The sequence below is a fragment of the Streptomyces inusitatus genome (assembly GCF_014651115.1).
Taxonomy (GTDB): Bacteria; Actinomycetota; Actinomycetes; order Streptomycetales; family Streptomycetaceae; genus Streptomyces; species Streptomyces amakusaensis.
In genome coordinates this window covers 48,208-74,136 of the sequence record NZ_BMWG01000030.1, presented here as the reverse complement: position 1 = coordinate 74,136, position 25,929 = coordinate 48,208, and the positions used below count along the sequence as shown (strand labels likewise).

Sequence of the window (25,929 nt, the reverse complement as noted above, 5' to 3'; positions counted from 1 at the left end):
TCGCGGCGCACTCCGCCACCCGCTCCCCGGCCTGGCCACATTCCAGCGCATTGGGTCATTTTTGCCACTGTCCAACGGGAGACCGGGCGGCATACCGTCGGTCCGAGATCGCCGAACAGGGCGTGAAAAACAAGGAGACAGCGCGAAATGCTCGCTCAGATAGTGCTCTTCGACGGATTCGACCCCCTGGACGCGCTGGGGCCGTACGAAGTGCTGTTCGCCGGAGGACTGTTCACCGACGGCGACCTCAAGGTCGAACTCGTCACCGCCGAGGGCCCCCGGGACGTCCCCAGCGGCACACCCCCGCTCTCGGTGCGGGCGACCGCCCGGCTCTCCCCGGAACGGGCCGATCTGATCGTGGTCCCGGGGGCGGCCGGCCGGATCGACGCCCCCGACGACTCGGAACTCGCCCAGCGGGTCGACAGCATCGCCCACCATCTGGAGCGGGCCCTCGCGAGCGAACTGCCGGGCCTTCTGCGGGACGCCGTGGAACGCCCGGACACCACCGTGGCCACCGTCTGCGCCGGCTCCCTCATGCTCGCCGTGACGGGCCTGATCACCGGCCGCCACGCGACCACCCACCACACCTGGAACCGCGACGGCCTGGCGCGCCTGGCGGAACACGGCGTCACCCCCGTCGAGGCGCGCGTGGTGGACGACGGCGACCTGGTGAGCGCCTCGGGCGTCGTCTCCGGCGTGGACCTCGGCCTCCACCTTCTGGAGCGCTTCCACGGCCCCCGGGTCGCGCGAGCGGCCGAGAAGCTCCTCGGCCACGACCGTCAGGGCCTGGTCTGGCGGGCCGAGGGCCCCGAGCCCCACACCGTCTGACACCGCCCTCCCCGCGGGAGGGCGACGGGGCCCCGGCCCGCCCCCGTCACCCTCCCGCCGTGGGCCGGTCGCCCCAGCCCGCGCGGCCGATCAGGTCGTACCAGTCGGGCATCGTCCCGGGCGGCACATGGCGGCGGAGCAGCTCGCCGGGGAAGGTCAGCGGGCTTCCCTTGAGCGGGTTGTCCAGGGCCTGGGCCACGATCGCGTCCGTCAGGGCGTACGCCAGGTTCTCGCGCGGGAACGCGGCGTGCACCCGGTCGGCGAAGCCCTCGGGCAGCTCCTCGCGGTCCCGGCCGGTGATGTCGACCCCGATCCCGGCGTGGCAGAGCGCCACCTCCGGGCCCTTGCGCCGGGCGAGCCCGGCGGACGTGTGCAGCGCGATGGCGTCCCATACGACCGACACCCGGTCCTCGGCCATCCCGTGCTCCCGCAGAAACCGCTCGGCGAGATCCGCGCCGTCCGCCTCGAAGCGCTGATCGCCGTTGCCCTCCTCCGAGAGCCCGATGTCATGGAGCACCGTGGCGACGAACATCAGCTCGTCGTCGTAGTCGTGGCCGGGCCGCAGCCCCCGGCGCTCGCCCAGCGCCCTGCCGTAGAGATAGCCGCGCACACTGTGCCGGAAGACGAACGGCTCGGTCAGCTCCTCCGCGTAGCGCAGCGCCGCGACGGCGAGTTCGGTGTCCGGCAGGGCGAATTCCTCGTACGGATCACTGGTCATGAGGCTTCTCCTGGATGAATGTCCGGCGCGCGGTGCTTCACCGCGGCGACTGACTCGATCCTGTTCCCCCTCGGCCGGCCCCCGACAGTGGCCAGAATGCCGTGATCCGCTAGGTTCTGGCCATGACTGTTGTGGCGATACTCGCGCTCGACGGTGTGCTGCCGTTCGAGCTCTCCGTGCCGGGCCAGATATTCGGCACCGCCAACGAGGCGATCGGCCGCCCCCACTACCGGGTACGCGTCTGCGCGCCGGGCCGCGAGGTGTCCACCGCCTCGGGACACGGCGGTTTCCGGCTCGCCGCCGACTGGGGGCTGGACGGACTGGCCGGCGCCGACACCGTCGTCGTCCCCGGTCACGCGGGCTTCCTGCACGCGCCCCCCGCCGACGTCGCCGAAGCGCTGCGGGCCGCGGGCGCGGGCGGCGCGCGCATGGCCTCGGTGTGCGTGGGCGCGTTCACCCTCGCCGCCGTCGGCCTCCTCGACGGCCACCGGGCCACCACCCACTGGCAGTTCACCGAGGACCTCGCCCGCCGCCACCCTGCCGTCGACGTCGACGGAACCAGCCTCTACATCGACAACGGCCCCCGGGTCACCTCGGCCGGAGTCGCCGCCGGCCTCGACCTCTGCCTCCATCTGGTCCGCCGCGACCTCGGCGCGGCCACCGCCGCCGCCACCGCCCGCCGCACCGTCATGCCCCTCCAGCGCGACGGCGGCCAGAGCCAGTTCATCGAACACCCCGACCCCGGCGGCCGGGACGCGCTGATCCAGCCCACCCTCAACTGGCTGGAGTCACGCCTCCACGAACAGCTCACCCTCGGCGACATCGCCCACCACGCCGCGATGAGCGTCCGCAGCCTCAACCGCCACTTCCGGGCCCAGACCGGCACCACCCCTCTCCAATGGCTGCTGCGCGCCCGCGTCCACCGCGCCCAGCAGCTCCTGGAGACCACCGACATCCCCGTCGAACGCATCGCCGCCGAAACCGGCTTCGGCGCGTCCTCCACCTTCCGCCAGCACTTCGCCCGCCACGCCGGCGTCTCCCCCCAGGCCTACCGGACCGCCTTCCGCTCCCCGCCGCCCGGCGTCTGACCGGCCCGTCACCCGGACGACGGCTTCGCGTACTCGCCGTATCCGGTCCAGTCCAGCATCACGCACGGCTCATCCCCCACCACCCAGGCGTCATGCCCGGGGGCGACCCGCGCGAAGTCGCCCGGACCCACCTCGGCGCTCTCGCCGTCGTCCATGACGACCTTGATACGGCCGCTCACCACATACCCGGTGTGGGCCGCCTGGCAGCTGTCGGTGCCGGCCAGCGGCTTGACGTGCTCCGACCAGCGCCAGCCGGGCTCGAAGACCCCCCGGCCGACCGGTCCGCCATCCGTTTCGAGCACATCCAGCCTGCCCTTGCCGTCCTCGAACGGTCTGGTCTCATCGGCGGAGTCGAAACTCCGGATCACCAGCCCAGCCATGATCAACCGCCTCCCGGCGGGGGAACGGGCCCCGAGTCCACATCCAGCCTAGTCCGGTGCCACGAGCCGCGCGAAGGCTCCGGGAACGGGCCGTGAACTCCGTCGCCACTTCCGCGCGACGGAGTCTGAGCCCGGCTGCCGGGCGGGTGAGCCGGAGCCGGTGCCGGAGCCGGTGCTTCGGCCGGGGCCGCGAATAATGGCTGGCATCGGCCCACCGGGGCGGGTTAACGTTTCGGCGTTCCGTCGGAGCGCGACCCGGTCTTCTGCCCGGAGTCCGCCGACGTTCTGGTCCATGAGGGAAAACGGGAGGTGAGGACAGTGATGACGGTCACGGTTACGGGCGCTGCCCGCGCTCAGGAGTTCATTCTTCCCACCCCTGTGGTCTCCGGCTGACACCCACTTTCTTCCGCGCGTCGAGCGCGCCGCCGGGGCCACCCTTCGAAGGGTTTTCCCGTCTTGTCCAGCATTCCGCTGAACCTGTCTTCTTCTTCCCCCGCCTCCGCCGATGTCGAGGCGACTCTCACCCCGTACGGCTGGGACGAGGGCTGGGCCGCCGCGTTCGCCCCGTACGCCGCCCAGGGCCTGGTCCCCGGCCGGGTCGCCCGGGTGGACCGGGGGCTGTGCGATGTCCTCGCTCCTGAGGGGACCGTGCGGGCCGATACCGAGTTCGTGGTGCCGCACGACCCGATGAAGGTCGTGTGCACCGGTGACTGGGTCGCCGTCGACCCCGGCGGCGCCGATCCGCGCTATGTCCGGACGCTGTTGCCGCGCCGCACGGCCTTCGTACGCTCCACCTCGTCCAAGCGCTCGGAGGGGCAGATCCTCGCGGCCAATGTGGACCACGCGATCATCGCGGTCTCGCTCGCGGTCGAGCTGGACCTCGGGCGGATCGAACGGTTTCTGGCGCTGGCCTGGGAGAGCGGGGCGCAGCCGCTGGTCGTGCTGACCAAGGCCGATCTGGTGCCGGATCCGGTCGGGCTCTCGTATCTCGTACAGGATGTGGAGACCGCCGCGCCCGGGGTGCGGGTGCTGCCGGTCAGTTCGATGACGGGGGAGGGGACGGCGGAGGTCGCCGCCGTGGTCGCCGATGGTACGAGTGTGCTGCTGGGGGTCTCGGGGGCGGGGAAGTCGACGCTCGCGAACGCGCTGGCGGGGGCGGAGCTGATGGCTGTTCAGGCGGCGCGGGACGTGGACGGGAAGGGGCGGCACACCACCACGACGCGGAATCTGCTGGTGCTGCCCGGGGGCGGGGTGCTGATCGACACCCCGGGGCTGCGGGGGGTGGGGCTGTTCGACGCGGGGAACGGGGTCGGGCAGGTCTTCTCCGAGATCGAGCAGCTCGCCGAGGGGTGCCGTTTCCACGACTGCGCGCACGAGTCGGAGCCGGGCTGCGCGGTGGCCGCCGCGATCGAGGACGGGTCACTGGCGGAGCGCAGGCTGGACAGTTACCGCAAGCTGCTGCGGGAGAACCGGCACATCGTGGCCAAGACGGACGCCAGGGCCCGGGCCGAGATCCGCAGGGAGTGGCGGCTGAGGGGCGCGCAGGGGCGGGCGGCGATGGAGGCCAAGCGCGGCCGGACGCGCTGACCTGAGGGCCCTCGGGAGGAGGGCCTTCGGCGGGGGTACGGGCGGGCCGGTCCCGCCCGTACCCTCCGGGGCTACTCCTCCTCCAGACCCCAGCTGTGGATCTTCTTCGGATGGATCCGGATCAGCTCGTCGCCGACGGCGGGGCCCAGCTCGTGCGGTCCGGTCAGCAACTCGGCCTCGCCCCTGATGTCCACGCCCCGCACCTTCCACGGCCGCACGCTGACGATGTCGTCGACGACGAGGCCCACCTTCGGATTGGTGCGCAGATTCCGCCACTTCTTCGTCGTGGCGAGCGCGTGCCCGCCGATCAGGATCGTCCCGTCGTCCTGCGGGAAGAAGCCGACGGGGTTCGCCTGCGGCTGGCCCTTGGGGTCCACGGTCGCCAGCCGCCCCAGCCGCTGGGTCGCCAGATAGGCCCGTTCGGCCTCGGTGAATTCGGTCATACGCGAAGCCTCACACGCCGGGGCCCCGCCCCGGCACCGGGAACCCGTACAACTCGTACAGTCGGCGGAGGCGGACCGGACCGGACCGGACCGAGAGACCCGAGAGACCCGAGAGACCCGAGAGACCCGAGTGAACAGGCGGAGCCGTATGACCACCTCCCGACGCCTGCTGTGCACCCTGGTGGCAGCGGCGGGACTGACCCTCCTCACCCCCGCGGGCACCCGGTCCACGACCGCCGGGGCGCCGAACCCCGGGGTGCCGAACCCCGGGGTGACGGGCGCGGCCCACGACCGGGGCTGGACCGGGACCTGGGAAGCCGCCCCCTCCCACGCCGTGCCCGCGCTGCCCGGCTCCTCCATCCGCAATGTGGTGCACACCAGCGTCGGCGGCCGGGCCGCCCGGATCAGGGTCACCAACCGGTTCGGCACCGCGCCGCTCCGGATCGGCGCGGTCACCGTCGCGCTCCAGCGCCCCGGGCGGCCCGCGAGCCCCGGGGCGGTGCCCGGCTCGATGCGCCGGGCGACGTTCTCGGGGGCGACAGCCGTCACCGTCCCCGCCGGCCGGGACCTGGTCACCGACCCCGTGCCGCTGGAAGTCCCCGCCGACGCGAATCTCCTCGTCACCCTCCACACGCCGCCCGGCGGCCCCGACAGCCCGGCGACCCAGCACCGCTCCGCCCGCCAGACCGGCTTCATCGCCCCGGGCGGCGACAGCACGGCGGACGAGAGCGGTACGGAGTACACCGCCGCCACCGGCTCCTGGCACTACCTCACCGGCGTCGACGTCCTCAGCCCCCGCACCCCGGGCAGCGTCGTCGCGCTCGGCGACTCCATCACCGACGGGACCGGCTCGACCGCCGACGCCAACCGCCGCTGGCCCGACCGGCTGGCCGCCCGGCTGGCGGAACTGCCCCCCGAGGAGCGGCCGGGGGTGCTGAACGCGGGGATCGCCGGAAACCGGCTGCTCCTGGACGGCACCGGACCCGGCGCGCGGGCCCGGTTCGACGCCGACGTCCTCTCCCGCACCGGGGTGCGCGCGGTGATCGTGCTGATCGGCGTCAACGACCTCAAGGGCGTTCCCGAGCAGACCGATCCGGCCGCCTTCCGAGCCGCCCACCGGGAGATCGTCCGGCGCGCCCACGCGCGCGGCGTCCGGGTCGTCGGCGGCACCGTCGCGCCGTTCGCCGGGCACCCCGGCCACACCGAGGCCCGGGAGCGCGCCCGGCGGTCGGTCAACCACCTCATCAGGACCGGCGGGATCTTCGACGCCGTCGCCGACTTCGACGCGGCCGTCCGCGACCCGGAGCACCCCCGGCGGCTGCTGCCCGCCTACGACACGGGCGACCATCTGCACCTCAACGACGCCGGACTCCAGGCACTGGCCGACACCGTCGACCTCCGCGATCTGACCGGCACCCGGGCCCCGGGCACCGACCGGGCCCCCGGACACTGACGGGCCCCGGACACTGACCGGGCGGCGGGCTCAGCCCGCCAGGACCGCCCCCAGCCACGCCCCCACCACCAGCAGACATGCGAACAGCTCCACCAGCAGGCTCGTCCCCGCCCCCCGCATCACCGCCCGGGTCGACGCCACCGCCTGGCCGTGCCCGCCCAGCCGGAGCCGCTCGACCGCGTAGATCCCCGCGACGAAACCGGGTATCGCGCCCACCACCGGCAGCAGCACGAAGCCGGTCACGGCCCCCAGACCGGCGAAGACCGCCACCCGCCCGGTGCACCCCGCCTCCCTGGCGCGCCGGACGGGCAGCAGCCACACCACGACCTGGTCCACCAGGAACAGGACCGTGGCGGCGACCAGCAGCACCCACGCCGTCGTCGACAGCTCGTGCAGCGACCACCAGAGCATCGCCGCCCAGACCAGCCACCGCCCGGGCACACCGGGCACCAGCACCCCGACGACGCCCAGCACCATCACCAGGCCGACCAGCACGAGCTGCCACACGCCCATCTGCCAAGGGTGCGGGATCGCGGCGGATCCCGCAGTTCGCGCCGGAGAGCGCGGGCGTCCGTCACCCGCACGGGTCGCGCGCCACCCAGCCCCTGGCACAGGCGTGCCAGCCCAGCTGGAGCCGGGTGGTCACTCCCGTCAGCTCCATCAGCCGCTTCACCCGGCGCTGGACCGTCCGCAGCCCCAGATCCAGCCGCTTGGCGACCCGGGCGTCCGTCATCCCGGCGAGCAGCAGCGACAGGATCTCCAGATCGGTGGCGTCGGGACCGGCCGCCGACTCCTCGTAGCCGCCGGGTGTCAGCCGCAGCGGCAGCGCCTCGCGCCACACCGCCTCGAAGAGACCCAGCAGCGAGTGCAGCAGCCCGCAGTCGTGCACCACCAGCGCCGCCGGACCGCTGTCCCGGGCCGTCAGCGGAATCATCGCCAGCGCGCGATCGGCGACCACCAGCCCGCTGGGCACCTGGTCCACCACCCGCACCCGGCCCTCCGGACCCAGCGCGCCCACCAGCTCACGCATCCCCCGCGACAGCGCGTCACGCTCGACGACCACCCGGTACGCCACTCCCGGCCGCAGCTCGGGACGGCCGTCGGCGGCGGCGACCAGGGCGCAGATCTCGTCCGCCGCGCCCAGCCGGAGCTGGGCGGAGCGCCTGGCGACCGCGCTCGCCCCCGTCACCACCTCCACCAGATCGTGCACGGCGGGCTCCGCCGCCTCGGCCCGGTACTCGTCGGCGAGCGCCGTCGCCGCCAGCTCGGCCCGCTCCAGATCCGCCCGCTGCCGGGCCAGCAGCGCGCCCAGCGCCACCCCGGGCGGGGCGGCCACCCAGCGCCCCTCGCCCGCCGACGACCGCGCGGCGAGCCCCTGCTGCGCCAGCCGCCGCAGCGCGTGCTCCGTATCGGTCTCCGGCAGGGCCAGCCGATGCGCGAGATCACTGACCTCCGCCGCTCCGAGCGCGACCAGCGCGCGGTACGCGGACTCCTGTCTCGCGTCGAGACCAATCGCTCCCAGCACCGGACCTCCCCTTGACACCACGCACATCATCCCTGCACACGGGGGCGCCCGGGTACGGGGGAGGCCCCGCCGCACGGCTGTTCGGCCCCGGAGCCGGGGCGAGCGCGCCCGTACCGCCGCGCGTAAGGCCCCAACAGCCCCTGAAACATGGGGAGTACGAGACGGATCTCCGCCGGAGGTTTCGCCGTCGGCCGTTTCCGGGAGGCCCTCGCGGTGGACAATTACCGGCATGAGTCAGCAGGCCGAAGACGACTGGTGGGACCGGCTGTACGAGGCGTCCGCGACGGACGGGCGGGGTGGGCCGGACGGCGGGCGGGGCATCCGGAAGGACGAGCCGGCGGGCCCGGGCGGCGAGCCGGGGGACACCCTCGACTCCCGCTTCGCCACCGCCTCCGAGGCGGTGGCGAAGGCCCCCGGCGCAAGCCCGCCCGCCCGGCGGGAGCCCGATCCGGCGGACCTCCCGGCGATATCCGGCACCCCGGTCGCCCCGCCGCCCGGGGCGGGCGCCGAACGGCGGGCCGCGGGCCGGGCCGGATTACCGGACCAGGGCGGCCCCACGGCCCCCGACGGAGTCCGGCCCCGGCCGCGCGCGCCCTGGGAACCCCCACTCGACCCCACTCCGCCCGCCCCCGCCCCCGAGCCCGCCCCCGCCGCCGAGCCCGTCGAGCTGCCGTCGGCGGTCTCGTACCCGCTGTTCAGCGGATTGGGACAGCCGGTCCCGGCGAGCCCGCCCCCGCCCCCGGCGTCCCCGCACCCCGCGGCGGCGGCCGGACATCCGGGCCATGTCGGGGACGGACCGCCGACCTACCGGCCCGAGCCCGACGCCCTGCCGGCCGCCACGGCGGAGAACCTCGGGCACCTCGTCCCCGACACCGTCCTCGACGGAGCCACCTACGGCTCCAGCACGCTGCGCGCCGCCTCCGTACGGGGCGACTCGGCCCGCTACCGGGGCGAGACACGGCGCGAGGCGCTGCTCACCGCGCGGTTCGGGAGCGGGCCCGCCGCCCTGGTGCTGGTCGCCGTCGCGGCCGGGGAACGCTCGGCCGCGGGAGGGCATCTCGCCGCCGCCGACCTCTGCCGCAGGATCGGCGGCGCGGTCGCCCGGGGACACGCCCGGCTCTCGGACGACATCAGGGCGGGCCGGCACGGCGACCTGGAGTCCGGGCTGCGGCGGCTCACCGACCACGGCTACGGCAGGCTGCGGGCGGCGGCAGCCGAGCGGGGGATGGCCCCCGGCGCGTACACCGCGGGGCTGCGCTGTCTGCTGCTCCCCGCCGACCCCGGCTGCCGCACCCGGGTCTTCTTCGGGGCCGGCCCCGGCGGCTTCTTCCGGCTGCGCGACGGCGTCTGGCAGGACATCGAGCCCGCGCCGCCCGAACCGGCCGACGAGCCCGGAGCACCCGGGCGGGCCACCGGCCCCGAGCCGTTCCGCTTCCGCGCCCCCGTCGCCCGCCCGGGGGACACCCTGTTGCTCTGCGGCCCGGGGCTGGCCGATCCCCTGCGCTCGGAGCCCGCGCTCGCCGCCGAGCTGGCCACGCGCTGGGCGGGCCCCGGCGAACCCCCGGGGCTCGCCGGGTTCCTGGCGGACGCCCAGCTCAGGGTCAAGGGATACGCGGACGACCGGACGGCCGCCGCCGTCTGGGAGACATGACCGGGAGCGATCGGGAGCCACCGAGAGGCGGAACCGCGCCGCTCATGGGTTGATGGATCCATGGCCAAGCAGAATGTCGCGGAGCAGTTCGTGGACATCCTCGTTCGCGCGGGTGTCCGGAGGCTGTACGGAGTCGTCGGCGACAGCCTCAACCCCGTGGTCGACGCCATCCGGCGCACCTCCGCCATCGACTGGATCCAGGTCCGCCACGAGGAGACGGCGGCCTTCGCCGCCGGCGCGGAGGCCCAGATCACCGGGGAGCTGGCGGCCTGCGCCGGCTCCTGCGGGCCCGGAAACCTGCACCTCATCAACGGCCTGTACGACGCGCACCGCTCGATGGCCCCCGTACTCGCCCTCGCCTCCCACATCCCCTCCAGCGAGATCGGCCTCGGCTACTTCCAGGAGACCCATCCCGACCAGCTCTTCCGCGAGTGCTCCCACTACAGCGAGATGATCTCCAACCCCCAGCAGATGCCCCGGCTGCTCCAGACGGCGATCCAGCACGCGATCGGCCGCAGCGGGGTCAGCGTCGTCACGCTCCCCGGCGACATCGCCTCCCAGGCCGCCCCCGAGAAGTCCGTCGAGCACGCCCTGGTCACCTCCCGGCCCTCGGTCCGCCCCGGTGACGCCGAGATCGACAAACTGGTCCGGCTGATCGACGAGGCGGAGCGGATCACCCTCTTCTGCGGCAGCGGCACGGCGGGCGCGCACGCCGAGGTGATGGAGTTCGCCGAGCGGGTGAAGTCCCCGGTGGGCCACGCCCTGCGGGGGAAGGAATGGATTCAGTACGACAATCCCTTTGATGTGGGCATGAGCGGCCTGCTGGGCTACGGGGCGGCGTACGAGGCCACCCACGAGTGCGACCTGCTGATCCTCCTCGGCACCGACTTCCCGTACAACGCTTTCCTCCCCGACGATGTGAAGATCGTCCAGGTGGACATCAGGCCGGAGAATCTGGGCCGCCGCTCCAAGCTGGATCTCGCGGTCTGGGGCGATGTGCGCGAGACCCTGCGCTGTGTCACCCCCCGAGTGCGGGCCAAGACGAGCCGCAAGTTCCTGGACAAGATGCTGAAGAAGCACGCCGACGCCCTGGAGGGCGTGATCAAGGCGTACACCCGCAAGGTCGACAAGCATGTCCCCATCCACCCGGAGTACGTCGCGTCCGTCCTGGACGAACTGGCCGACGAGGACGCCGTCTTCACCGTTGACACCGGCATGTGCAATGTGTGGGCCGCCCGCTATCTCTCGCCCAACGGCCGCCGCCGGATCATCGGCTCGTTCAGCCACGGCTCGATGGCCAACGCGCTGCCGCAGGCGATCGGGGCCCAGCTCGTCGACCGGAGCCGCCAGGTCGTCTCGATGTCCGGCGACGGCGGATTCGCCATGCTGCTGGGAGACTTCCTCACCCTCGTCCAGTACGACCTGCCGGTGAAGGTGGTCCTCTTCAACAACTCCTCGCTGGGGATGGTGGAACTGGAGATGCTGGTCGCGGGACTTCCCTCGTACGGCACGACCAACGTCAACCCGGACTTCGCCGCGCTCGCCCGGGCGGCCGGCGCCCACGGGGTGCGGGTCGAGAAGCCCAGACAGCTCGCGGGCGCGCTCAAGGACGCCTTCCGGCACAAGGGGCCCGCCCTGGTGGACGTGGTCACCGATCCGAACGCGCTCTCCATCCCGCCCAGGATCAGCGCCGAGATGGTGACCGGATTCGCGCTCTCCGCGAGCAAGATCGTGCTCAATGGCGGAGTGGGCCGCATGGTGCAGATGGCCCGTTCCAATCTCCGCAATGTACCCAGACCCTAAGGCGGATCGCCACGTTCCGACAGCGCGCCGACTGCTGCGGCGGACGTAGCCGAGCTCAGCAGTCGGTACGAAAACGCTTCGGCTCCTGGCACCGGTTGACCGTTCGCAAGGCGTGGGCCCGCCCCGGCGGGGGCAGTCCACCTCCGTGAGGATGTTCGACACACGGAGCCAGTCGGACACCGTTCCGACGTGCGGGTGGGGATGATGACAAGGCGTCAGGGAGGGGCCGGCGACGGAGGCCACACAGCTCACGGGGGCCACCACGCCGGATATGACAACAGCTACGGCGGGTGCGAGGGGCACCAGGAGTACGCGGGGCGTACCGGAGTGACGGCGCGGCGCGCGGCATCCCGGGCGGCCGGGCCCGAGCCGGGCGAGGGCCGCGCCGCCGCCCGCGCGCCGGGCGCGCCGCCCGCGCCGCCCCAGCACGGACCCCGGTGCCGGCGGCTCGGCTGCGCCGACCTCAACTCCGTGCCCGAGGTGCGGCGGGTGCTGCGCGATCTGCTGCGGCAGTGGGACGGCTCCGACGCGGCGGATGTGGCCGATGTGGCCCAGCTCCTCGCGAGCGAGCTGGTCACCAACGCCCTGATCCACACCGACCACGGCGCGGTGGTCACCGCGACCGTCGCCTCCGCCACCCTGCGGGTCGAGGTGCGGGACTTCATGGCCGGGCTGCCGGTGCCCGAGTACCCGGCCCGGCGGCGCGATCCGCTCGACACCCACGGCCGGGGGCTGGCCCTGGTGGAGAGCCTCGCGGACTCCTGGGGCGTACACACCCAGAGCGCGGGCAAGATCGTCTGGTTCGAGCTGCGCGAAAGGCCGGCCTGAGGGTCTCGGGCCGGCCTTCCGGGTACAGCTGACTGTCCGTACGCCGCCTTCCGGGGCGGGGCGCTCGCGCGCCGGGGACTCAGCCGAACTGCTGCTCCAGATCCTTCAGCTTCCGCTCCAGGGAGTCCAGTCGCGGGAGGGTCTGGGTGTCGTCCTCGGCGGTGAGGTCGACGGTGATCGGACCCATCGGGTCACTGTCGCGGCTTTCGCGGGCCGAGGAGACGGACCGGCGAGAGGGCAGAGAAGGAGGAGGCAGCTGTCCGGTTTCTATGGCAGGCTCCGCTACGGGTTTCGAACCCTCGGTCAGGGCCTGTGCGGACCCTCCCGAGTTGCTCGGACCCGAACCCTGTCCGGAGGCGAGCACGGGCAGCTCCGGCTCGCGGATGACCCGGCCCCGGCCCCAGGCGCGGTGCTGCCGGTTGAGCGCCTTTATCCGGGCCCGGTCCAGCTTGGCCTGGTCACGGGCGCGCAGCTGATTGGCCTTCTTCGCCTGACGGTCCTCACGGACCTCCTCGACGGCCTCGTCCAGGGTGCGCACATTCTCCAGCAGCATCAGCGACCAGGCGTTGAAGGTCTCGCGGGGCGCCCGCAGCCATCGCACCACCCGGATCTGCGGCAGCGGGCGGGGCACCAGGCCCTGCTCGCGGAGGGCGGCCCGGCGGGTCTGCTTGAGGGCCCGGTCGAAGAGGACGGCGGCCGACAGCGACATGCCCGCGAAGAAGTGCGGGGCGCCGGCGTGGTCCAGGCCGCGCGGCGCGTGCACCCAGTTGAACCAGGCGGCGGCGCCGGCGAACGTCCACACCAGCAGTCGCGAGCCGAGCGCCGCGTCACCGTGGCTCGCCTCACGCACGGCGAGCACCGAGCAGAACATCGCGGCGCCGTCGAGCCCGAAGGGGACCAGGTACTCCCAGCCGCCGGAGAGGTTCAGATTCTGCCGGCCGAAACCGACCAGACCGTGGAAGGAGAGCGCGGCGGCGACAGCGGCACAGCAGAAGAGCAGAACGTAGGACGCCGTGCCGTATATGGCTTCCTTGCGCCTTCGGCGGTCCTCGCTGCGCTCCCAGGTGTCTTCCGCCGGGGCTTTGGCCGCCGCCTTCTTGCCGCGTGCGAGCACTGCGACCGCGACCAGGACTCCCACGACCATCACGCCGCCGGGAAGCAGCCAGGTTAGCGATATGTCTCTCATGTTGGTGTCCCTTGCATCTGCATCGCGGTAGGGCGTTTCGGCCGCCATATTGACCGAAGTCCCGGAGATCCCAGGGGGTTTTGTGCCAAGAGAACGCCAATGGGGCCATACGGCATACGGATAGGTGGGTTTCACTCGAACTGCCGTACGCGGCAGGTGAGTTGCGTACGATTTATATCACCCGGAAGGGGGGCGTGACATCCGGAGTCTGACAACTGCTCAGGGGCAGTGATCAGGCACTGGGCAGGAGTCGCGTCACTCGGGTGGTGTCGCAGGTACGGGGGCAGGTGACACAGGTGTCGTCGGGCCGCAGTGTATAGAACAGGCAGCAGCTCGCCCGGTCCCGGGTCGCCAGTTGTTCGCCCTGAGGCCCGGTCAGCTGACGGAAACCGGGAATTCCCACATACGGTTTGACGGTTCCCGGCAGCAGCAGTTCCAGCTCTTCGATCGCCCGGGACTCCTCGCCGAGGAGATTCCCGATGTGCCAGAGGCCTTCGACCAGATCGTCCGTCACCATCCCCCACAGGGAACGCCTTCCGCGCCGGGCCCGCGAGGCGAAGCCGTCCAGCACGGGTTCGAGGTGCGCGGCCACGGCGGCGCGCACCTCGCCGCGCAGGGCCTCCTCGTCCGGCACCACCCGGGCGCCGGGCAGGCAGGCCACCGGATCGCCGGGCAGACAGGCGAACTCCGCCGGCCGGACCGTCATCCGGCCGTGCGTCCGCCGGAAGAAGACCTGACCGCCGGAGAGCCGGGGCACCCGGCGGAGCAGGAACCACGGCACGGTGAACAGCAGACAGGCGGGCCACGCGTAGCGGTGCAGCCCGAAGCCGGCCACCACGTCGGGCCTGCCCTCCCGGCCGTGGTCCCGCAGCACTTGGGCCCGGTCCCAGTCGAGGAAGACGTCCAGCGCGCCGCCCCCGCGCGCCAGCTCCTCCGCGCGCACCCAGCCCTCGCCCGCCGGTTCGCCCTCGCCGGAGCCCAGCTCGCGCACGGTCAGCCGGGGGAACACCTCGGACAGCCGGGAGTACGCGTCCCCGAAGGGGGAGGCGAGGGCGGGCGGGACGACGGGAGAATTCATGCCGGGACCACCGTATCGCGATCGTTAGCAGGTAAGGCTTACCTTACCCCGCCGGGCTGATGTGTGAACTGCTGTCACGTCCGCCTATCGTGCACTCGGGGCCCGGCCGTGCCGGTCCGGCCCGGCGTCCGGCCGGAGGAGGATCCGAGATGGAGCAGGCCCGACCGGGCGAGACGGCGTCTTCCCCCCTGCCGCACCCCGCCCGGCCCGCCGCGACACCGCGGCCCCGCGCTTCCGTGCGCCCCGCTTCCGCTCCGGTGCCCGCCCCCCTCGGCGCGCCTTCGGACGCCACCCGTCCGGGGGCGCTGGGGACGGCCCGCGGCGAGCACACCCACAGCGAGCCGCCCGCGCCGCGCGGGCCCGCCGCCCACACCGTCCAGCGGCACTCGGTGCGCGGGCAGATCCTGAAGGCCCTGCGCGCCGCCCTCGCCGAGGGAGAACTCGTCCCCGGCGAGGTCTACTCCGCCCCCGTGCTCGGGGAGCGCTTCGGCGTCTCCGCGACGCCCGTGCGCGAGGCGATGCAGCAGCTGGCCGCCGAGGGGGCGGTGGAGGTGGTCCCCAACCGGGGCTTCAGGATCGCCGCCCGGGGCCCCCGCGAACTCGCCGACATCGCCGAGGTGCGCGCCCTGATCGAGGTGCCGGTCATCCTCCGGCTGGCCGCCTCGGTCCCCGCCGCCCGCTGGGGCGAGCTCCGCCCGCTGGCCCGGGCGACCGAGGCCGCCGCCCTGGAGGGCGACCGCGCGCGGTACGCGGAGGCCGACCGCGCCTTCCACCGCGCGCTGCTCTCCCTCGCGGGCAACGAGCAGCTCGTGACGGTCGCCGCCGATCTGCACCGCCGCTCCCAGTGGCCGCTCGCCGCCGACCCGGCCGCCCGCCGCGCCGGTCTGACGGCCGACGCGGCGCAGCACACCGCCCTGCTCGACGCCCTGGTCTCGGGCGACTTCGAGGCGGTGCGCTCGGTGGTACGCGCTCATTTCGGCGGCGCGGACCGCTGAGGCCCGCCGCCTTCTTCCGGCCCGGATTCGGACCGCCGACCCGGGCCGCCCGGTGCCGGTGCCGGTGCCGGGATCCCGCCCGGACCCGCACCGCCGGTCGCGGTGCGGCGAGGGTGTACGTACGCCATGTCCGGAGTTTCGGCCGCGCCCGGCCGCTCCTTGAGGGGCCGGGCCCCGGGTGGACGACCCGGGTGGGTGGCCCGGGGTCAGACGGCCGGTCCCGGCAGGGCCGTCGTCGTGGCCTGCGCGGGGAGGGAGAGCCGGGCCGCGAGCCAGACCGGGACCCCGCCCAGGAGGCGGAAGAGGCGGCCGGCCTCGGCCCGGAGGCGGCCGGCCTCCGGCTCGGGCTCGCAGTCGGCGAGGGCGGCCAGGGTCGGCGCGGTGCCGATCAGATAGCCCAGCTCGACCCGGATCCGCAGGGCCTCGGAGAAGCCGTGCCTGGCCTGGGTCAACTCCCCTTCCTGGAGCGCGATCCCGGCCTGCTGGTGCCAGGTGAAGGAGAGCAGCAGGGCGTCGTCCTGGGCCGCCGCCCCCTCGTGGGCGCGGCGGTAGGCGGCCAGGGCCGCCTGCGGGGAGGCGGCGATGTGCTCGGCCACCAGACCGCGCCGGAAGTCGAGCAGCGGCCGCCGGGGTGAGCCGGGGGCGAGCAGCGCCGCCGCCCGGCCGAGCGCCGACCGGGCCTCGTCGGCCCGGTCCCGCACCCCGAGCCTGGTCGCCGCGTACGCCAGCCGTCCGCGCTCGGACGCCGCGCCGCCGCGCTCCTCGTCGTCCCGGGCCACGGCCTCCGCCGTGCGCAGCGCGTCCTCCGCGTCGGCCCAGCCCTCCCCGGTGAACAGACACCGCTCGACCAGGAGTCCGGCCCGCTCCAGGGCGGCGGCCGGAGCCGCCGAGTGGGGCGCGAGCAGCGCCGCCGCGTCGGTCCAGCAGCCGCGCGAGCGCAGCCGCCATACCGCGGTCTGGAGGGGATCGTCACCTGCAGTGGTTCCGGAACCAGACATGGCGGTATGCGCCACTATGCCCTCCCCGAGCACGCCATTGAGCTGTTGAGTCGAGGGAATCTCAGCATGGATGGGGGTGCCGGGCCAAGGGGTTGGGTGAATTATTTCACAATCTCTCATCGGCCGACGGGGTCGAACTCCGCCCCGTCGCCGGGGAACACGAGAGCGAGATGGCCGCCCTCGTCGAGCGGGGTGGGCGTCCGCAGCGTCGTCACCGTCTCCGCCCTTGAGGCGTCGACCAGTTGGATCTCGCCATGGCCGCCCCGGGTGACGGCGACGAGGCCGCCGCCGGGCGAGCCGGCGATCGCCCGGCGCTGCACTCCGTCCCAGGGGGTGCCGCCCGCGCGGGGGGCTCCGTCCATCGCGGGGAGCGGCAGTCTGCCGCTGACGCGCGGCGCGGAGCCGGGCGGGGCCGAGACCAGGACGAGTTCGTCGCCGTCGGGGTGGACGCGGGCGAAGGCGACATGGCGCGCGGTCACCGCGAGCCGGAAGACCAGCCCCGGGCCCAGCGGCACCCGGCCGGTCCGCGCGGGGGCCGGGTCGGCGGCCGGGTCGAGCCGGTGCCACCAGGCGTCGTTGGTCCATTCCGGCCACCGTCCGGGATCGGCGGGCCCGCCCCGTACGCACGACCAGAGTATCCGGCGCACCGGGTCGAGCCGCAGGAAGTAGCCGCGCCCTGGCCCGCCCCAGGGCAGCGGCTCCTCGGCGAGGAGCGACGAGCCCGCGCGGCGGACCCGGTGCACCCCCGACCCCGCCGCGGCGAACGTCAGCCCGGTCGACGGGTCGTGGGCGTCCCCGTGGCCGTCGTGGTCCGGCAGCGGCAGCTCGTGCACGGGCGCGGCGGGCGGCGCGGAGGGGGCGGCGGCGAGCAGATCGGCGTGGCGGTACGCGGTGAGCGAGCCGGGTTCGCGGTGCCGCAGGACCACCAGCGCGCCGTCCTCCCCCGCCCCGGCGGGCCCCGGGAGGGTCACTCCGGGCTCCCCGGCGCGGGTGCGCACCCGCGCCGTCCGCGGCCGGTGCGGGTGGTCGAGGTCCACCACGGTCAGCAGATCGCTCCACGCCTCCTCGTTCCGGCCGAGCCCGGTGGTCACCGCGAGCAGCCGCCCGGAGGGGTCCGCCGCCAGATGCTCGGCGGGCGTCGCCACCGGGGCGGTGGCCGTCACCAGCGGCCCGCCGCCGTCGGGGCCGTACGGATCGAGGACGAGCAGCTCGCCCGCGAGGTCGTCGACGAAGGCGGTGCGGCCCCCGGGGAGCGCCAGGAAGCCGGCGTGCTCGGCGAGGAAACGGCCCTCGATCCGGCCGGTCTCACGGCCGTCGGGAAGGCTCAACACCCTGATGGATCCGGCCACATGATCGGCGACGAGCAGTCGGGGTCCGGCGGCGTTGGGGGGCGGCATGGCGACTCCGGGGGAGTGGGCGGGTAACGATCTTATTGGTAATGATTATCATGTGGCTCACTTGTCCGTCCGTTCGGAGTGAGAAGAGAAGTGATGTCACGCAGGACGCTGATGACCGTCCGCCGCTGGACCGCCGTCGCGGTGCTGGGAGGCCTGTTGGCCGGATGCGGAACCTCTAATGACAGCAAAGGTGGTAATGACGGTAAATCGGAGAAAACGGAAGTAAAGGTCGAACCTATTGGTGCGGCTCGGCAGATCACCGACGCTCAGGGCGTCACCGTCACCACCCCCCGACCACCGAAGCGCATTGTCTGCCTGGTCGCCCTCTGCGACGACATGCTCGCCGAGCTGGGCATCACCCCGGTCGCCAGCAACTCCGCGCTGCTGGCCCACCCCAAGTTCCTCGGCCCCGAGAAGGCAGGGAAGATACCCTCCGTCCCCGGCGGCTTCCTCAGCCCCGAGGTCGAGGCGGTCCTCTCCCACCGTCCGGATCTGGTCATCGGACTCAAGGACACGCACGGCAAGCTCGCACCCGCGCTCAAGGGCGCGACGGTCTTCTGGCCCGTCCAGCCGGGCGACTGGCAGGACAGCGTGGGATACCTCCGCGACCTCGCCGCCCTCACCGGGCGCACCGCCGAGGGCGAGCGCGCCGAGCGCGGCTTCCGGGAGAGACTCGCCCGCGCCGAGCGGGCGAAGTCCAAGGCCACCAGCCTCATCATCTTCGGCAGCGACGAGAACTTCGGCGTCGCGACCCCCGGCAACGACGTCGCTGCCGGACTCTTCCCCAAGCTCTCCCACTACCCCTGGGAGAGCCGTGGCGTCGAGGGCTCCTACAGCATGGAGGAGATCCTCGCCCGGGAGGTCGACGTCCTCTTCGTGGAGACCCTCTCCTTCGGCGGGAAGAGCGAGGTCAGCCTCTCCGAGAAGCTCGCGAAGAACCCGCTCTGGTCCCGGATCCCGGCGGTCCGCGACGGAAAGGTGTACGAGGTCGACGCCGAGGTCTGGGCGAAGGGGCGCGGCACCCGCTCGCTCGGCATCGTCCTCGACGAGGCCGCGGCCAAGCTCGCATGAGCCGTTCGCACGCGGTGTGCGCCCTGCTGCTGGCGGCGGTGGCCGCGGGGCTCTGCCTCGGCACGCCCACGGTCCCGCCCACCGCGCTGGCCGACGAGTTCGTCGTCACCGAACTGCGCCTGCCGCGCCTGGTGCTGGCGCTGGTCGCCGGGGCCTGCCTGGGCGCGGCGGGCCTGGTGCTCCAGGAGGCCCTGCGCAATCCGCTCGCCGTCCCCGAGATGCTCGGCGTCTCCTCCGGGGCGGCCCTCGGCGTCGCCGCCCCGCTGGTGCTCGCCGTCTCGGTGCCGCTCGCCCTGCAACCCCTGCTCGCGATCGCCGGGGCCGCCGCCGGGGGAGTGCTCACCCTGCTCGCCGCCGGTTTCGGACGCAGCCCGTCCGCCGTGCTGCTCACCGGCGCGGCGGTCACGGCCGCGCTCCAGTCCGCCCTGCTGGTGCTGATGGTGCTGGCCGATCAGCTCGACCTCCAGCTCATCTACCGCTATCTGCTGGGCAGTCTCTCCGGCCGGACCTGGACCGATGTGACCGGGCTCTGGCCCTGGCTGGCGCTCGCCGTGCCCGCGCTGGTCCTCTGCGCCCCCGTCCTGTCGGTGCTGCGGCTCGGCGACGACGACGCCCGGGCCCTGGGCGTACGGGTGCGCCGCGCGCGGCTCGCGGCGCTCGCCGTCTCCATCGTCCTCATCGCGCCCGTGGTCGCGGTCTGCGGGCCGGTCGCCTGGGTCGGCTTCATCGCCCCGCACCTCGCGCGCCGGCTGCGGCCGGGGGCCGAGGCCGTACGGCTGCTGCCCTGGTCGATGGTGTGGGGCGCGCTCGCCGTCGCCTGCGCCGATCTGCCGGCCCGGCTCGCGCTCGCCCCGGTGGAGACGCCGGTGGGCGCGTGGACCGCGCTGCTCGGCGTCCCCGCCGGGGTCGCCCTCCTCAGAACGACACGTGCGACACGTACGACACGTACGACACGTGTGGCGCGTACGGCACGCGCGGCACGGACCGAGGGGGAGGCGGGCCCGTGAAACGCAGGCTGATCCTGTTCTCCCTGCTCGCGCTGGCGGTGGGCTGCGCCGGGCTGGTGGCCGGCCGGGCGCTCGGCCCGGCACAGGTGTGGGAGGTGCTCACGGGCGGCGGCGACCCGCTGGCCCGCCATGTCGTCCTGCGGCTGCGGCTGCCCAGATCGCTGGTGGCCCTCGGCGCGGGCGCGAGCCTGGGCCTGGCCGGTCTCGTACTCCAGTCCGCGCTGCGCAATCCGCTGGCCGGACCCGAGGTCACCGGGGTCACCCCCGGCGCGGTCCTCGGCGCGGTGACCGCCACCGGACTGGGCCTGGCGGGCTGGCAGTCGCCGGCCGCCGTGGTGGTCGCCGCCTGCGCGGGCGGGTTCGCCGGGGCGGGGCTGCTCTGGCTGCTGACGGGCCGGGAGGAGTCCGACCCGGTGCGCACGGCCGTCCACGGGGTGCTCGTCTCGGCGGTGCTCTCCGGGCTCACCGCGATGGTCCTGCTGGTCGCCCCCGGCGAACTCGGCAGTGTGGTGCAGTGGCTGGTCGGCTCCACCGAGGGCCGGGTCTGGGAGCACTGGAACCTGCTCTGGCCCTGGACCGCGGGCTGGTCCCTGCTCGCCCTCGCGCTCGCCGCGCCGCTCGCCCTGCTGCGCTGCGGCGACGACCAGGCCGCCGCGGCCGGACTGAACACCGGCCGGGCCCGGGCCGCCGCCCTGATCTGCGCGGTGGCGCTCACGGCGGGCGCGGTCTCGGCCGTCGGGGCGATGGGATTCGTCGGACTCCTCGTGCCGCACCTCGCGTTCGCGCTCTTCGGCGCGGATCCGCGCACCGCGCTGCCCGGCGCGGCGCTGCTGGGCGCGTCCGTGGTCGGCGGCGCGGACGCGGCGTCCCAGTGGCTCTCCCGGCTGCTCGCCGAGGTACTCGGGGCCGACCGGCTGAGCGTGCCCACCGGCGCGCTGACGACCTGTGTGGGAGCGGCGCTGCTGCTGGTGGTGGCGCGCCGCTCCGTGAAGGAGGAGACATGATCCAGGCGGAGCGGCTCAGCTTCGGCTACCCCGGCCGCACGGTCCTCGACGGGGTGGACCTCACCGTGTCCGACGGGGAGCTGGTGGCCCTCATCGGGCTCAACGGCTGCGGCAAGAGCACCCTGCTCAGACTCTGCGCGGGGCTGCTGCGCCCCGGCGCGGGCCGGGTGCTGCTCGACGGCGACGACCTGGCGGGCCTCTCCCGCCGGGCGGCGGCCCGCCGGGTCGCGCTGCTGCACCAGTCGGCGCCCTCCGTGCCTGGCATGACGGTACGTCAACTGGTGCGCCAGGGACGGTACGCGGTCCGGGGGCCGCTCGGGATGCTCAGGGACGGCGACGACGAGGTCTGCGTACGCGCCATGGCGGACGTCGGGGTCGGCGGCTGGGCCGACCGGCCCGTGGACGCCCTCTCGGGCGGCGAGCGCCAGCGGGTGCGCCTCGCCCTGGCGCTGGCCCAGGACACCCGGGTGCTGCTGCTGGACGAGCCCACCACCTATCTCGATCTGCGGTACCAGCTTGAGGTGATGCGGACCGTGGTGCGGCTGCGGAAGGAGCGCGGGCTGACGGTGGTGATGGTGCTGCACGACCTCGGCCACGCGGCCCGCTTCGCCGACCGGATCGTGGCACTGCGCGAGGGATCCGTGGTGGCGGACGGCCCCCCGGACGAGGTGGTGACGCCCGGACTCCTCGCCGAAGTGCTGGGAGTGGCAGGGCGGGTGGGGCGCGATCCGGTCGGCGACTGGCCGGTGTGTTACCCGGATCACCCGCTGGAGGGCCCCAACCCCTTGCGGAATGAAAATCATATTCATTAGTGTCTGTGGTGCGCGCCGCGCCAACGGCTTCGGCCGGGGCGCGAGCTTTTCTGTCGACATCCAATGAATTCCGATGAAACGGAGGCTCAACTCATGGAGCAGCAGAAGGTGTTCAGCCCGATCGCCGAGCAGGGCCAGCTCGCCCACCTCTCCGCGACCCACTCCAACGCCCTGGTGGAGAACCCCTTCGACGGGGACGAGACCGCGGTCGACGCGGTCGCGGACGGCGACAAGTAACACCGGCCGTACGGCCTTTCCCGTACCAGGGCCCGCCCGGGGCACTCTCCCCGCACCCGGGCGGGCCCGCCCGCCTCCTCCCGCTTTTCCCCCGTCCGCCAGACCCTTTGGAGCAGTCCTGTGTCTCTTGTGTCCCGGGCGGCCGCCGAACGGCTCGCCCCCGGTGTCGCCCTGGTCCCCGTCCCCGGCCGGGGGCTCGCGGTCCGTACCGCCGACGGGGAGTTCCTCCGCGTCGACACCGGGGAGGTGAGCGAGGCCGCGCTGCTCGCGGCGGTACGCGGGACCGCCGCGACCGCGCCCCCGGACCGGGGCCCCGAACTCGACCGGCTCACCGCCGCGTTCACCGAGGCCGGATTCCTCACGGCGGCCCCCGAGAGCGGCGGCGCGCTCCGCGGCCACCGCGTCCTCCTCCTCGGCGACCGGGTGCTGACGGAACCGCTCGCCCGCTGCGTACGGGCCGAGGGCGGCGCGGTCCGCCGGATCGAGCCCGCGCTGCTCCCGGCGGCGCTGTCCGGCGTCGCGGGGGCCCGGGACCCCGGGCGCACCGCCGTCGTGTGGTGCCTGGACTCGCCCGTGCCGCCGGGGCTCTGGGACGAGGCCGACCGCCTCCCGGACCGGTCCGTCGGCTGGCTGCGGTGCCACCGGGAGGGCGCCCAGGTCTGGCTGGAGCCCCTCGCGGCGGCACCCGGCGACGTGACCTCGGCCGATGTCCGTCTGCGCCGTCTCGCCGCGACCCCCGCCCACCGCGAACTCGACGCCTACTGGCACGGACCGCGCACCGAGGCCCCCGGCCCCGCCCACACCGCCGCCTCCGCCGCGCTCACCGCCGGGCTGCTCACCGCCGAACTGATCGCCTGGGCGACACCCGCCGCCCCGCCCCGCCGCCGGCTGTGCCGCCTCGACCTCCGCGACCTCACCCTCACCACCCACCCCGTTCTCCCCGTACCCCCCAGCACCCCATGACCACCTGCCTCCTCCCCGCCCCCGGCGCGCGCCTCGCCACCGATCTCACCCTCCCCGGCACCCGCCCCCCGTACCCCGCCGTCGTCATCCGCACCCCCTACGGCCGCCAAAACCACCGCGCCGAGGCACGGGCCTGGGCCGCCCGCGGATTCGCCGCCGTCGTCCAGGACGTACGCGGCCGGTACGGCTCCGAGGGGGAGTGGCGGCCCTACCGCCACGAGGCCGCCGACGGCGCGGCCACCCTGCGCTGGATCCGCGCGCGGCCCTGGAGCGACGGAACCGTCGTCGCCGCCGGAGCGTCCTACGCCGCCCACTGCGCCCTGGCCGCGGCCCTCGAACCGGAAGACACCGACACCGGCCCCGACGCCGTCATCGCGGCCGTCCCCGCGCTCGGTGCCCCCGAGACCGCGCGCGAGCCCTCCGGAGTGGAACGGCTGCTGGGCCGCGCCGGCTGGTGGGCCGCCCACGGCGACCGGCCCGACTCCGACGCCGCCGCGCTCGACCGGGCGCTCGCCGACGACCCCCGCCTCCTCGAACACCTCCCGCTCACCGGGCTCCCCGAGCGCCTCGGCCGCGAACTCCCCTCCTGGCGAGGGCTCTGGGAGGACGGTGATTCCCGGGACCGGCTCGTGGACCGGGCCCCGGCCGCCCGGGTGCCGCTGCTCGCGATCGGCGGCGCGCGCGACCCCTTCGCCGCCGACACCCTGCGGCTGTGGCGCGCCTGGGGCGGCCCGGCCCGGCTGCTGATCGGCCCCTGGGGCCACGGGCTCACCGCCGAACCCGCGCCCGACGCCCGCCCCGGCCACCGGCTCAACCTCGGCGCGCTCTACACCCGCTGGGCCCGGGCCGCCCTGGCCGGCACGCTCGCCCCGGGCCGCCGCGGCGCCCTCGCCCTCGGCGACAGCGAACACTGGCACCCGGCCGCAGCCCCCCGCGCCCGCACCCTCCTCAGCAGGCCCTTCGGCCGCTCCCACGGACTCCCCCTGCACCACGGCGGCCACTTCCTCGCCGACCCCGCCCGGCCCGTACGCTCCGACGATCTGAGCGTCCCCGCCGACGGCGAACCCGACCGCGCGCTCCTGCTCTCCGCGCCGCTCCCGCGCCCCCTCGACCTCTTCGGCCCGGCCGGGGCGAAGCTCCGCGCCACCGCCGACACCCCGGCCGCCGACTGGTTCGTACGCCTCACCGTCCTCACCCCCGACGGCCGCGCCCGGCCCCTCGCGCTGGGCACGGCGCGGCGCGCCGACCCGCCGGGCAGGCCCGCCGAACTCACCGTCCCGCTCGGACATCTCGCCCGCCGGATCGCCCCCGGCTCCCGGCTCCGGCTGGAGATCTCCGGACACCACTTCCCCGCCCACGCCCGCAACCCGCACACCGGAGAGGACCCCATGACCGCCACCCGGCTCGCCCCCTCCCGGCGCGTCCTCGACCCGGCGGGCGGCGCCCTGCTGCTCACCGCGGGACCGGGCCGCCGCGTCGACCCCGTACAGGAGATGTGCGCATGACCCCGATGACCCCCGAAGACCTCGTCGACCCCGTCTGCGGGCTGATCCGCGCGGTCGGACCCGTACCCCACCCCTCCGGCGCGCCGCCCCGCTACACCGCCATGACCGCCGAGGTCTCCGACGCCCGCCGCTTCGGTGCGTGGCCCGCCGACCGGGTCTCGCTGGGCACCACCTTCGGCGACCCGGCCGGGGCCAGGATCGCCGCGATCGCCGAGGCCGCCGAACGCTACTGCGGCAACCGGCTGCCCCCGCCCGGCCACCCCGACGCCCCCCGCAGGGCCACCGCCGCCGAACTCCTCGCCGAGGGACGGCGGCTGTACGGCCCGGGGGCGCTCCCCGCGTACGCCGACTGGCAGTACTGGCGGCCCCGCTTCCCCTACCGGCCGCTCACCGCCGACACCCCCGCGCTCTGGGCCAGGGCCGCCGAGGACGGCGAGGAGTGCTGGGCCCCCGTCGCGCTCACCCATCTCAACTGGCGGCAGGGCGCGCTGCGCGAACTCCCGCGCACCCACCATCTCAACTACGCGGGCATCGCCACCGGCCAGGGCTTCGACGACGCCGTGGAACGCGGACTCCTCGAAGTCGTCGAGCGCGACGCCCTCGAACTGTGGTGGCACCTCGAAGGACCGGCGCGCGGCATCGACCCCGCCTCCGTCCCCGGGCTCACCCACGACCTCGAAGGCTGCGAGCTGTCGGTCTGGATCGTGGAGCTGCCGTCGGAGTTCGCGCCCTGCATGGCCGCGCTGGTGCACGACCCGGCGCGCGGCATCCACGCGGCGGGCTTCGCCTGCCGGTACGACCCCGCCGACGCCGCCCGCAAGGCCGTCCTGGAGGCCGTCCACACCTGGGTCTTCACCCAGGGCGCGGTCGACGCCGACGGCTGGGTGTTCCGGGCGGTCGAGGCCGGGATGCTGGCCCGCGGCCTCTATCTCGACCACCGGCCCGACCGGCGCTATCTCGACGACTGCGGACCGGACTTCGCCGCCGTACGCGACCTGGGGGCGCACGTCCAGGTCTGGCTCGACCCCAGGACCGCGCCGCTCGCCCGCCGCTTCACCCACCCGGAGCTGGGCGTCGTCGGGGTCGACGAGATCGCCCCCGGCGACCGGGCCGCGCTCGACGCCCGGCTCGCGGCCGGCGGACACCGTGTGATCACCCTCGATCTGACCACCGAGGACATCGCCGAGACACCCCTCAGAGTGGCGCGGGTGCTGGTCTCCGGTCTCGTCCCCAACGCGCCCGCCGCGTTCGGATACTTCGGCTGCCCCCGCTTCGGGGAGGCCGGGGTGGGGCGCGGCTGGCGCGCCAAGGCCCCGAGCGGGCCCGGCGATCTCACCCTCGTACCCCCGCCGCACATGTGAAGGGCCCACCC

General features: G+C 74.5%; 25 protein-coding genes. 16 read left to right on the top strand and 9 right to left on the bottom strand.

The genetic code is table 11. The annotated features are described in order from the left end of the window. The first annotated feature begins 147 nt into the window (after positions 1-147). On the top strand, positions 148-828 hold the full coding sequence (locus tag IE247_RS31080) for a DJ-1/PfpI family protein (protein ID WP_190126679.1): 681 nt from the start codon (positions 148-150) through the stop codon (positions 826-828). Positions 829-874: 46 nt separating this feature from the next. Here IE247_RS31080 and IE247_RS31075 read toward each other — a convergent pair whose 3' ends face one another. Beyond that, on the bottom strand, positions 875-1,546 hold the full coding sequence (locus tag IE247_RS31075) for an HD domain-containing protein (RefSeq protein ID WP_190126678.1): 672 nt from the start codon (positions 1,544-1,546) through the stop codon (positions 875-877). Between the two features lie 122 nt (positions 1,547-1,668). Here IE247_RS31075 and IE247_RS31070 point away from each other — a divergent pair, with 122 nt between their 5' ends. Next, positions 1,669-2,634 (top strand): GlxA family transcriptional regulator, encoded by a 966-nt coding sequence (locus IE247_RS31070; protein ID WP_190126677.1) that lies wholly within the window; start codon positions 1,669-1,671, stop codon positions 2,632-2,634. An 8-nt stretch (positions 2,635-2,642) separates the two neighbouring features. On the opposite strand, the gene IE247_RS31065 is transcribed toward IE247_RS31070, so the two are convergent. Then, entirely contained in the window at positions 2,643-3,014 is a 372-nt protein-coding gene (locus IE247_RS31065; protein WP_190126676.1) for a cupin domain-containing protein, read from the bottom strand. Positions 3,015-3,479: 465 nt separating this feature from the next. Between IE247_RS31065 and rsgA the strand changes: the two genes are divergently transcribed. Then, positions 3,480-4,601: a ribosome small subunit-dependent GTPase A gene (rsgA, locus tag IE247_RS31060; protein ID WP_373305630.1), complete on the top strand. Its 1,122-nt coding sequence runs from the start codon at positions 3,480-3,482 to the stop codon at positions 4,599-4,601. A 71-nt stretch (positions 4,602-4,672) separates the two neighbouring features. Here rsgA and IE247_RS31055 read toward each other — a convergent pair whose 3' ends face one another. Then, the gene (locus IE247_RS31055; RefSeq protein ID WP_190126674.1) at positions 4,673-5,044 is read right to left on the bottom strand and encodes a PPOX class F420-dependent oxidoreductase; all 372 of its coding nucleotides are present in this window, start codon (positions 5,042-5,044) and stop codon (positions 4,673-4,675) included. A gap of 148 nt (positions 5,045-5,192) precedes the next feature. On the opposite strand from IE247_RS31055, the gene IE247_RS31050 reads away from it, so the two are divergent. Next, a complete protein-coding gene (locus IE247_RS31050) occupies positions 5,193-6,497 on the top strand; it encodes an SGNH/GDSL hydrolase family protein (RefSeq protein WP_190126673.1) in 1,305 nt (434 codons plus the stop codon). A gap of 30 nt (positions 6,498-6,527) precedes the next feature. On the opposite strand, the gene IE247_RS31045 is transcribed toward IE247_RS31050, so the two are convergent. Together IE247_RS31045 and IE247_RS31040 are read right to left on the bottom strand one after the other, a co-directional pair. After that, entirely contained in the window at positions 6,528-7,010 is a 483-nt protein-coding gene (locus IE247_RS31045) for a DUF456 domain-containing protein (RefSeq protein WP_190126672.1), read from the bottom strand. Positions 7,011-7,071: 61 nt separating this feature from the next. Beyond that, complete coding sequence (locus tag IE247_RS31040; RefSeq protein ID WP_190126671.1) at positions 7,072-8,022, bottom strand: helix-turn-helix transcriptional regulator; 951 nt, start codon at positions 8,020-8,022, stop codon at positions 7,072-7,074. A 229-nt stretch (positions 8,023-8,251) separates the two neighbouring features. On the opposite strand from IE247_RS31040, the gene IE247_RS31035 reads away from it, so the two are divergent. The 3 genes from IE247_RS31035 to IE247_RS31025 all read left to right on the top strand — a co-directional run bounded on the left by IE247_RS31035 (position 8,252) and on the right by IE247_RS31025 (position 12,304). Continuing rightward, a complete protein-coding gene (locus IE247_RS31035; RefSeq protein ID WP_190126670.1) occupies positions 8,252-9,673 on the top strand; it encodes a protein phosphatase 2C domain-containing protein in 1,422 nt (473 codons plus the stop codon). Positions 9,674-9,733: 60 nt separating this feature from the next. Continuing rightward, positions 9,734-11,476, top strand: a complete 1,743-nt coding sequence (locus IE247_RS31030) for a pyruvate dehydrogenase (RefSeq protein ID WP_190126669.1) — start codon at positions 9,734-9,736, stop codon at positions 11,474-11,476. A gap of 204 nt (positions 11,477-11,680) precedes the next feature. After that, positions 11,681-12,304 (top strand): ATP-binding protein, encoded by a 624-nt coding sequence (locus IE247_RS31025; protein WP_190126668.1) that lies wholly within the window; start codon positions 11,681-11,683, stop codon positions 12,302-12,304. Between the two features lie 79 nt (positions 12,305-12,383). On the opposite strand, the gene IE247_RS31020 is transcribed toward IE247_RS31025, so the two are convergent. Both IE247_RS31020 and IE247_RS31015 read right to left on the bottom strand, forming a co-directional pair. Next, entirely contained in the window at positions 12,384-13,490 is a 1,107-nt protein-coding gene (locus IE247_RS31020; protein WP_190126667.1) for a DUF2637 domain-containing protein, read from the bottom strand. Between the two features lie 232 nt (positions 13,491-13,722). Beyond that, positions 13,723-14,568, bottom strand: coding sequence for a (2Fe-2S)-binding protein (locus tag IE247_RS31015; RefSeq protein ID WP_190126666.1), 846 nt, complete (start codon positions 14,566-14,568; stop codon positions 13,723-13,725). A 149-nt stretch (positions 14,569-14,717) separates the two neighbouring features. Between IE247_RS31015 and IE247_RS31010 the strand changes: the two genes are divergently transcribed. Then, positions 14,718-15,563: a GntR family transcriptional regulator gene (locus IE247_RS31010; RefSeq protein WP_229869468.1), complete on the top strand. Its 846-nt coding sequence runs from the start codon at positions 14,718-14,720 to the stop codon at positions 15,561-15,563. A gap of 206 nt (positions 15,564-15,769) precedes the next feature. On the opposite strand, the gene IE247_RS31005 is transcribed toward IE247_RS31010, so the two are convergent. Together IE247_RS31005 and IE247_RS31000 are read right to left on the bottom strand one after the other, a co-directional pair. Continuing rightward, positions 15,770-16,561: a hypothetical protein gene (locus IE247_RS31005; protein WP_190126664.1), complete on the bottom strand. Its 792-nt coding sequence runs from the start codon at positions 16,559-16,561 to the stop codon at positions 15,770-15,772. Positions 16,562-16,677: 116 nt separating this feature from the next. Then, complete coding sequence (locus IE247_RS31000; protein ID WP_190126663.1) at positions 16,678-17,958, bottom strand: YncE family protein; 1,281 nt, start codon at positions 17,956-17,958, stop codon at positions 16,678-16,680. Positions 17,959-18,051: 93 nt separating this feature from the next. On the opposite strand from IE247_RS31000, the gene IE247_RS30995 reads away from it, so the two are divergent. The 8 genes from IE247_RS30995 (at position 18,052) to IE247_RS30960 (ending at position 25,918) form a co-directional block, all read left to right on the top strand. Next, the gene (locus tag IE247_RS30995; protein WP_190126662.1) at positions 18,052-19,029 is read left to right on the top strand and encodes an ABC transporter substrate-binding protein; all 978 of its coding nucleotides are present in this window, start codon (positions 18,052-18,054) and stop codon (positions 19,027-19,029) included. After that, a complete protein-coding gene (locus tag IE247_RS30990) occupies positions 19,026-20,036 on the top strand; it encodes a FecCD family ABC transporter permease (protein WP_190126661.1) in 1,011 nt (336 codons plus the stop codon). The genes IE247_RS30995 and IE247_RS30990 overlap by 4 nt, the downstream gene beginning before the upstream one ends. Beyond that, positions 20,033-21,040 carry a FecCD family ABC transporter permease gene (locus IE247_RS30985; RefSeq protein ID WP_229869467.1) on the top strand — a complete coding sequence of 336 codons (1,008 nt, stop codon included), beginning with the start codon at positions 20,033-20,035 and terminating at the stop codon, positions 21,038-21,040. Before IE247_RS30990 ends, IE247_RS30985 begins: the two co-directional genes overlap by 4 nt. Next, positions 21,037-21,852 carry an ABC transporter ATP-binding protein gene (locus IE247_RS30980; protein ID WP_190126660.1) on the top strand — a complete coding sequence of 272 codons (816 nt, stop codon included), beginning with the start codon at positions 21,037-21,039 and terminating at the stop codon, positions 21,850-21,852. The genes IE247_RS30985 and IE247_RS30980 overlap by 4 nt, the downstream gene beginning before the upstream one ends. Before the next feature lie 93 nt (positions 21,853-21,945). Next, positions 21,946-22,089, top strand: a complete 144-nt coding sequence (amiA, locus tag IE247_RS30975) for a streptamidine family RiPP (RefSeq protein WP_190126659.1) — start codon at positions 21,946-21,948, stop codon at positions 22,087-22,089. A 120-nt stretch (positions 22,090-22,209) separates the two neighbouring features. After that, on the top strand, positions 22,210-23,052 hold the full coding sequence (locus IE247_RS30970) for a hypothetical protein (protein WP_229869466.1): 843 nt from the start codon (positions 22,210-22,212) through the stop codon (positions 23,050-23,052). Next, on the top strand, positions 23,049-24,557 hold the full coding sequence (locus tag IE247_RS30965) for a CocE/NonD family hydrolase (RefSeq protein WP_190126658.1): 1,509 nt from the start codon (positions 23,049-23,051) through the stop codon (positions 24,555-24,557). The genes IE247_RS30970 and IE247_RS30965 overlap by 4 nt, the downstream gene beginning before the upstream one ends. Continuing rightward, positions 24,554-25,918 (top strand): YcaO-like family protein, encoded by a 1,365-nt coding sequence (locus IE247_RS30960; protein ID WP_190126657.1) that lies wholly within the window; start codon positions 24,554-24,556, stop codon positions 25,916-25,918. Before IE247_RS30965 ends, IE247_RS30960 begins: the two co-directional genes overlap by 4 nt. Positions 25,919-25,929: the final 11 nt, after the last annotated feature.

Coding starts and splice junctions, on each gene's coding strand:
- IE247_RS31080 (WP_190126679.1), top strand. CDS start 148: ATGCTCGCTCAGATAGTGCTCTTCGACGGATTCGACCCCCTGGACGCG.
- IE247_RS31075 (WP_190126678.1), bottom strand. CDS start 1,546: ATGACCAGTGATCCGTACGAGGAATTCGCCCTGCCGGACACCGAACTC.
- IE247_RS31070 (WP_190126677.1), top strand. CDS start 1,669: ATGACTGTTGTGGCGATACTCGCGCTCGACGGTGTGCTGCCGTTCGAG.
- IE247_RS31065 (WP_190126676.1), bottom strand. CDS start 3,014: ATGGCTGGGCTGGTGATCCGGAGTTTCGACTCCGCCGATGAGACCAGA.
- IE247_RS31055 (WP_190126674.1), bottom strand. CDS start 5,044: ATGACCGAATTCACCGAGGCCGAACGGGCCTATCTGGCGACCCAGCGG.
- IE247_RS31050 (WP_190126673.1), top strand. CDS start 5,193: ATGACCACCTCCCGACGCCTGCTGTGCACCCTGGTGGCAGCGGCGGGA.
- IE247_RS31045 (WP_190126672.1), bottom strand. CDS start 7,010: ATGGGCGTGTGGCAGCTCGTGCTGGTCGGCCTGGTGATGGTGCTGGGC.
- IE247_RS31035 (WP_190126670.1), top strand. CDS start 8,252: ATGAGTCAGCAGGCCGAAGACGACTGGTGGGACCGGCTGTACGAGGCG.
- IE247_RS31030 (WP_190126669.1), top strand. CDS start 9,734: ATGGCCAAGCAGAATGTCGCGGAGCAGTTCGTGGACATCCTCGTTCGC.
- IE247_RS31025 (WP_190126668.1), top strand. CDS start 11,681: ATGACAAGGCGTCAGGGAGGGGCCGGCGACGGAGGCCACACAGCTCAC.
- IE247_RS31020 (WP_190126667.1), bottom strand. CDS start 13,490: ATGAGAGACATATCGCTAACCTGGCTGCTTCCCGGCGGCGTGATGGTC.
- IE247_RS31015 (WP_190126666.1), bottom strand. CDS start 14,568: ATGAATTCTCCCGTCGTCCCGCCCGCCCTCGCCTCCCCCTTCGGGGAC.
- IE247_RS31010 (WP_229869468.1), top strand. CDS start 14,718: ATGGAGCAGGCCCGACCGGGCGAGACGGCGTCTTCCCCCCTGCCGCAC.
- IE247_RS31005 (WP_190126664.1), bottom strand. CDS start 16,561: ATGTCTGGTTCCGGAACCACTGCAGGTGACGATCCCCTCCAGACCGCG.
- IE247_RS31000 (WP_190126663.1), bottom strand. CDS start 17,958: ATGCCGCCCCCCAACGCCGCCGGACCCCGACTGCTCGTCGCCGATCAT.
- IE247_RS30995 (WP_190126662.1), top strand. CDS start 18,052: ATGTCACGCAGGACGCTGATGACCGTCCGCCGCTGGACCGCCGTCGCG.
- IE247_RS30990 (WP_190126661.1), top strand. CDS start 19,026: ATGAGCCGTTCGCACGCGGTGTGCGCCCTGCTGCTGGCGGCGGTGGCC.
- IE247_RS30980 (WP_190126660.1), top strand. CDS start 21,037: ATGATCCAGGCGGAGCGGCTCAGCTTCGGCTACCCCGGCCGCACGGTC.
- amiA (WP_190126659.1), top strand. CDS start 21,946: ATGGAGCAGCAGAAGGTGTTCAGCCCGATCGCCGAGCAGGGCCAGCTC.
- IE247_RS30965 (WP_190126658.1), top strand. CDS start 23,049: ATGACCACCTGCCTCCTCCCCGCCCCCGGCGCGCGCCTCGCCACCGAT.
- IE247_RS30960 (WP_190126657.1), top strand. CDS start 24,554: ATGACCCCGATGACCCCCGAAGACCTCGTCGACCCCGTCTGCGGGCTG.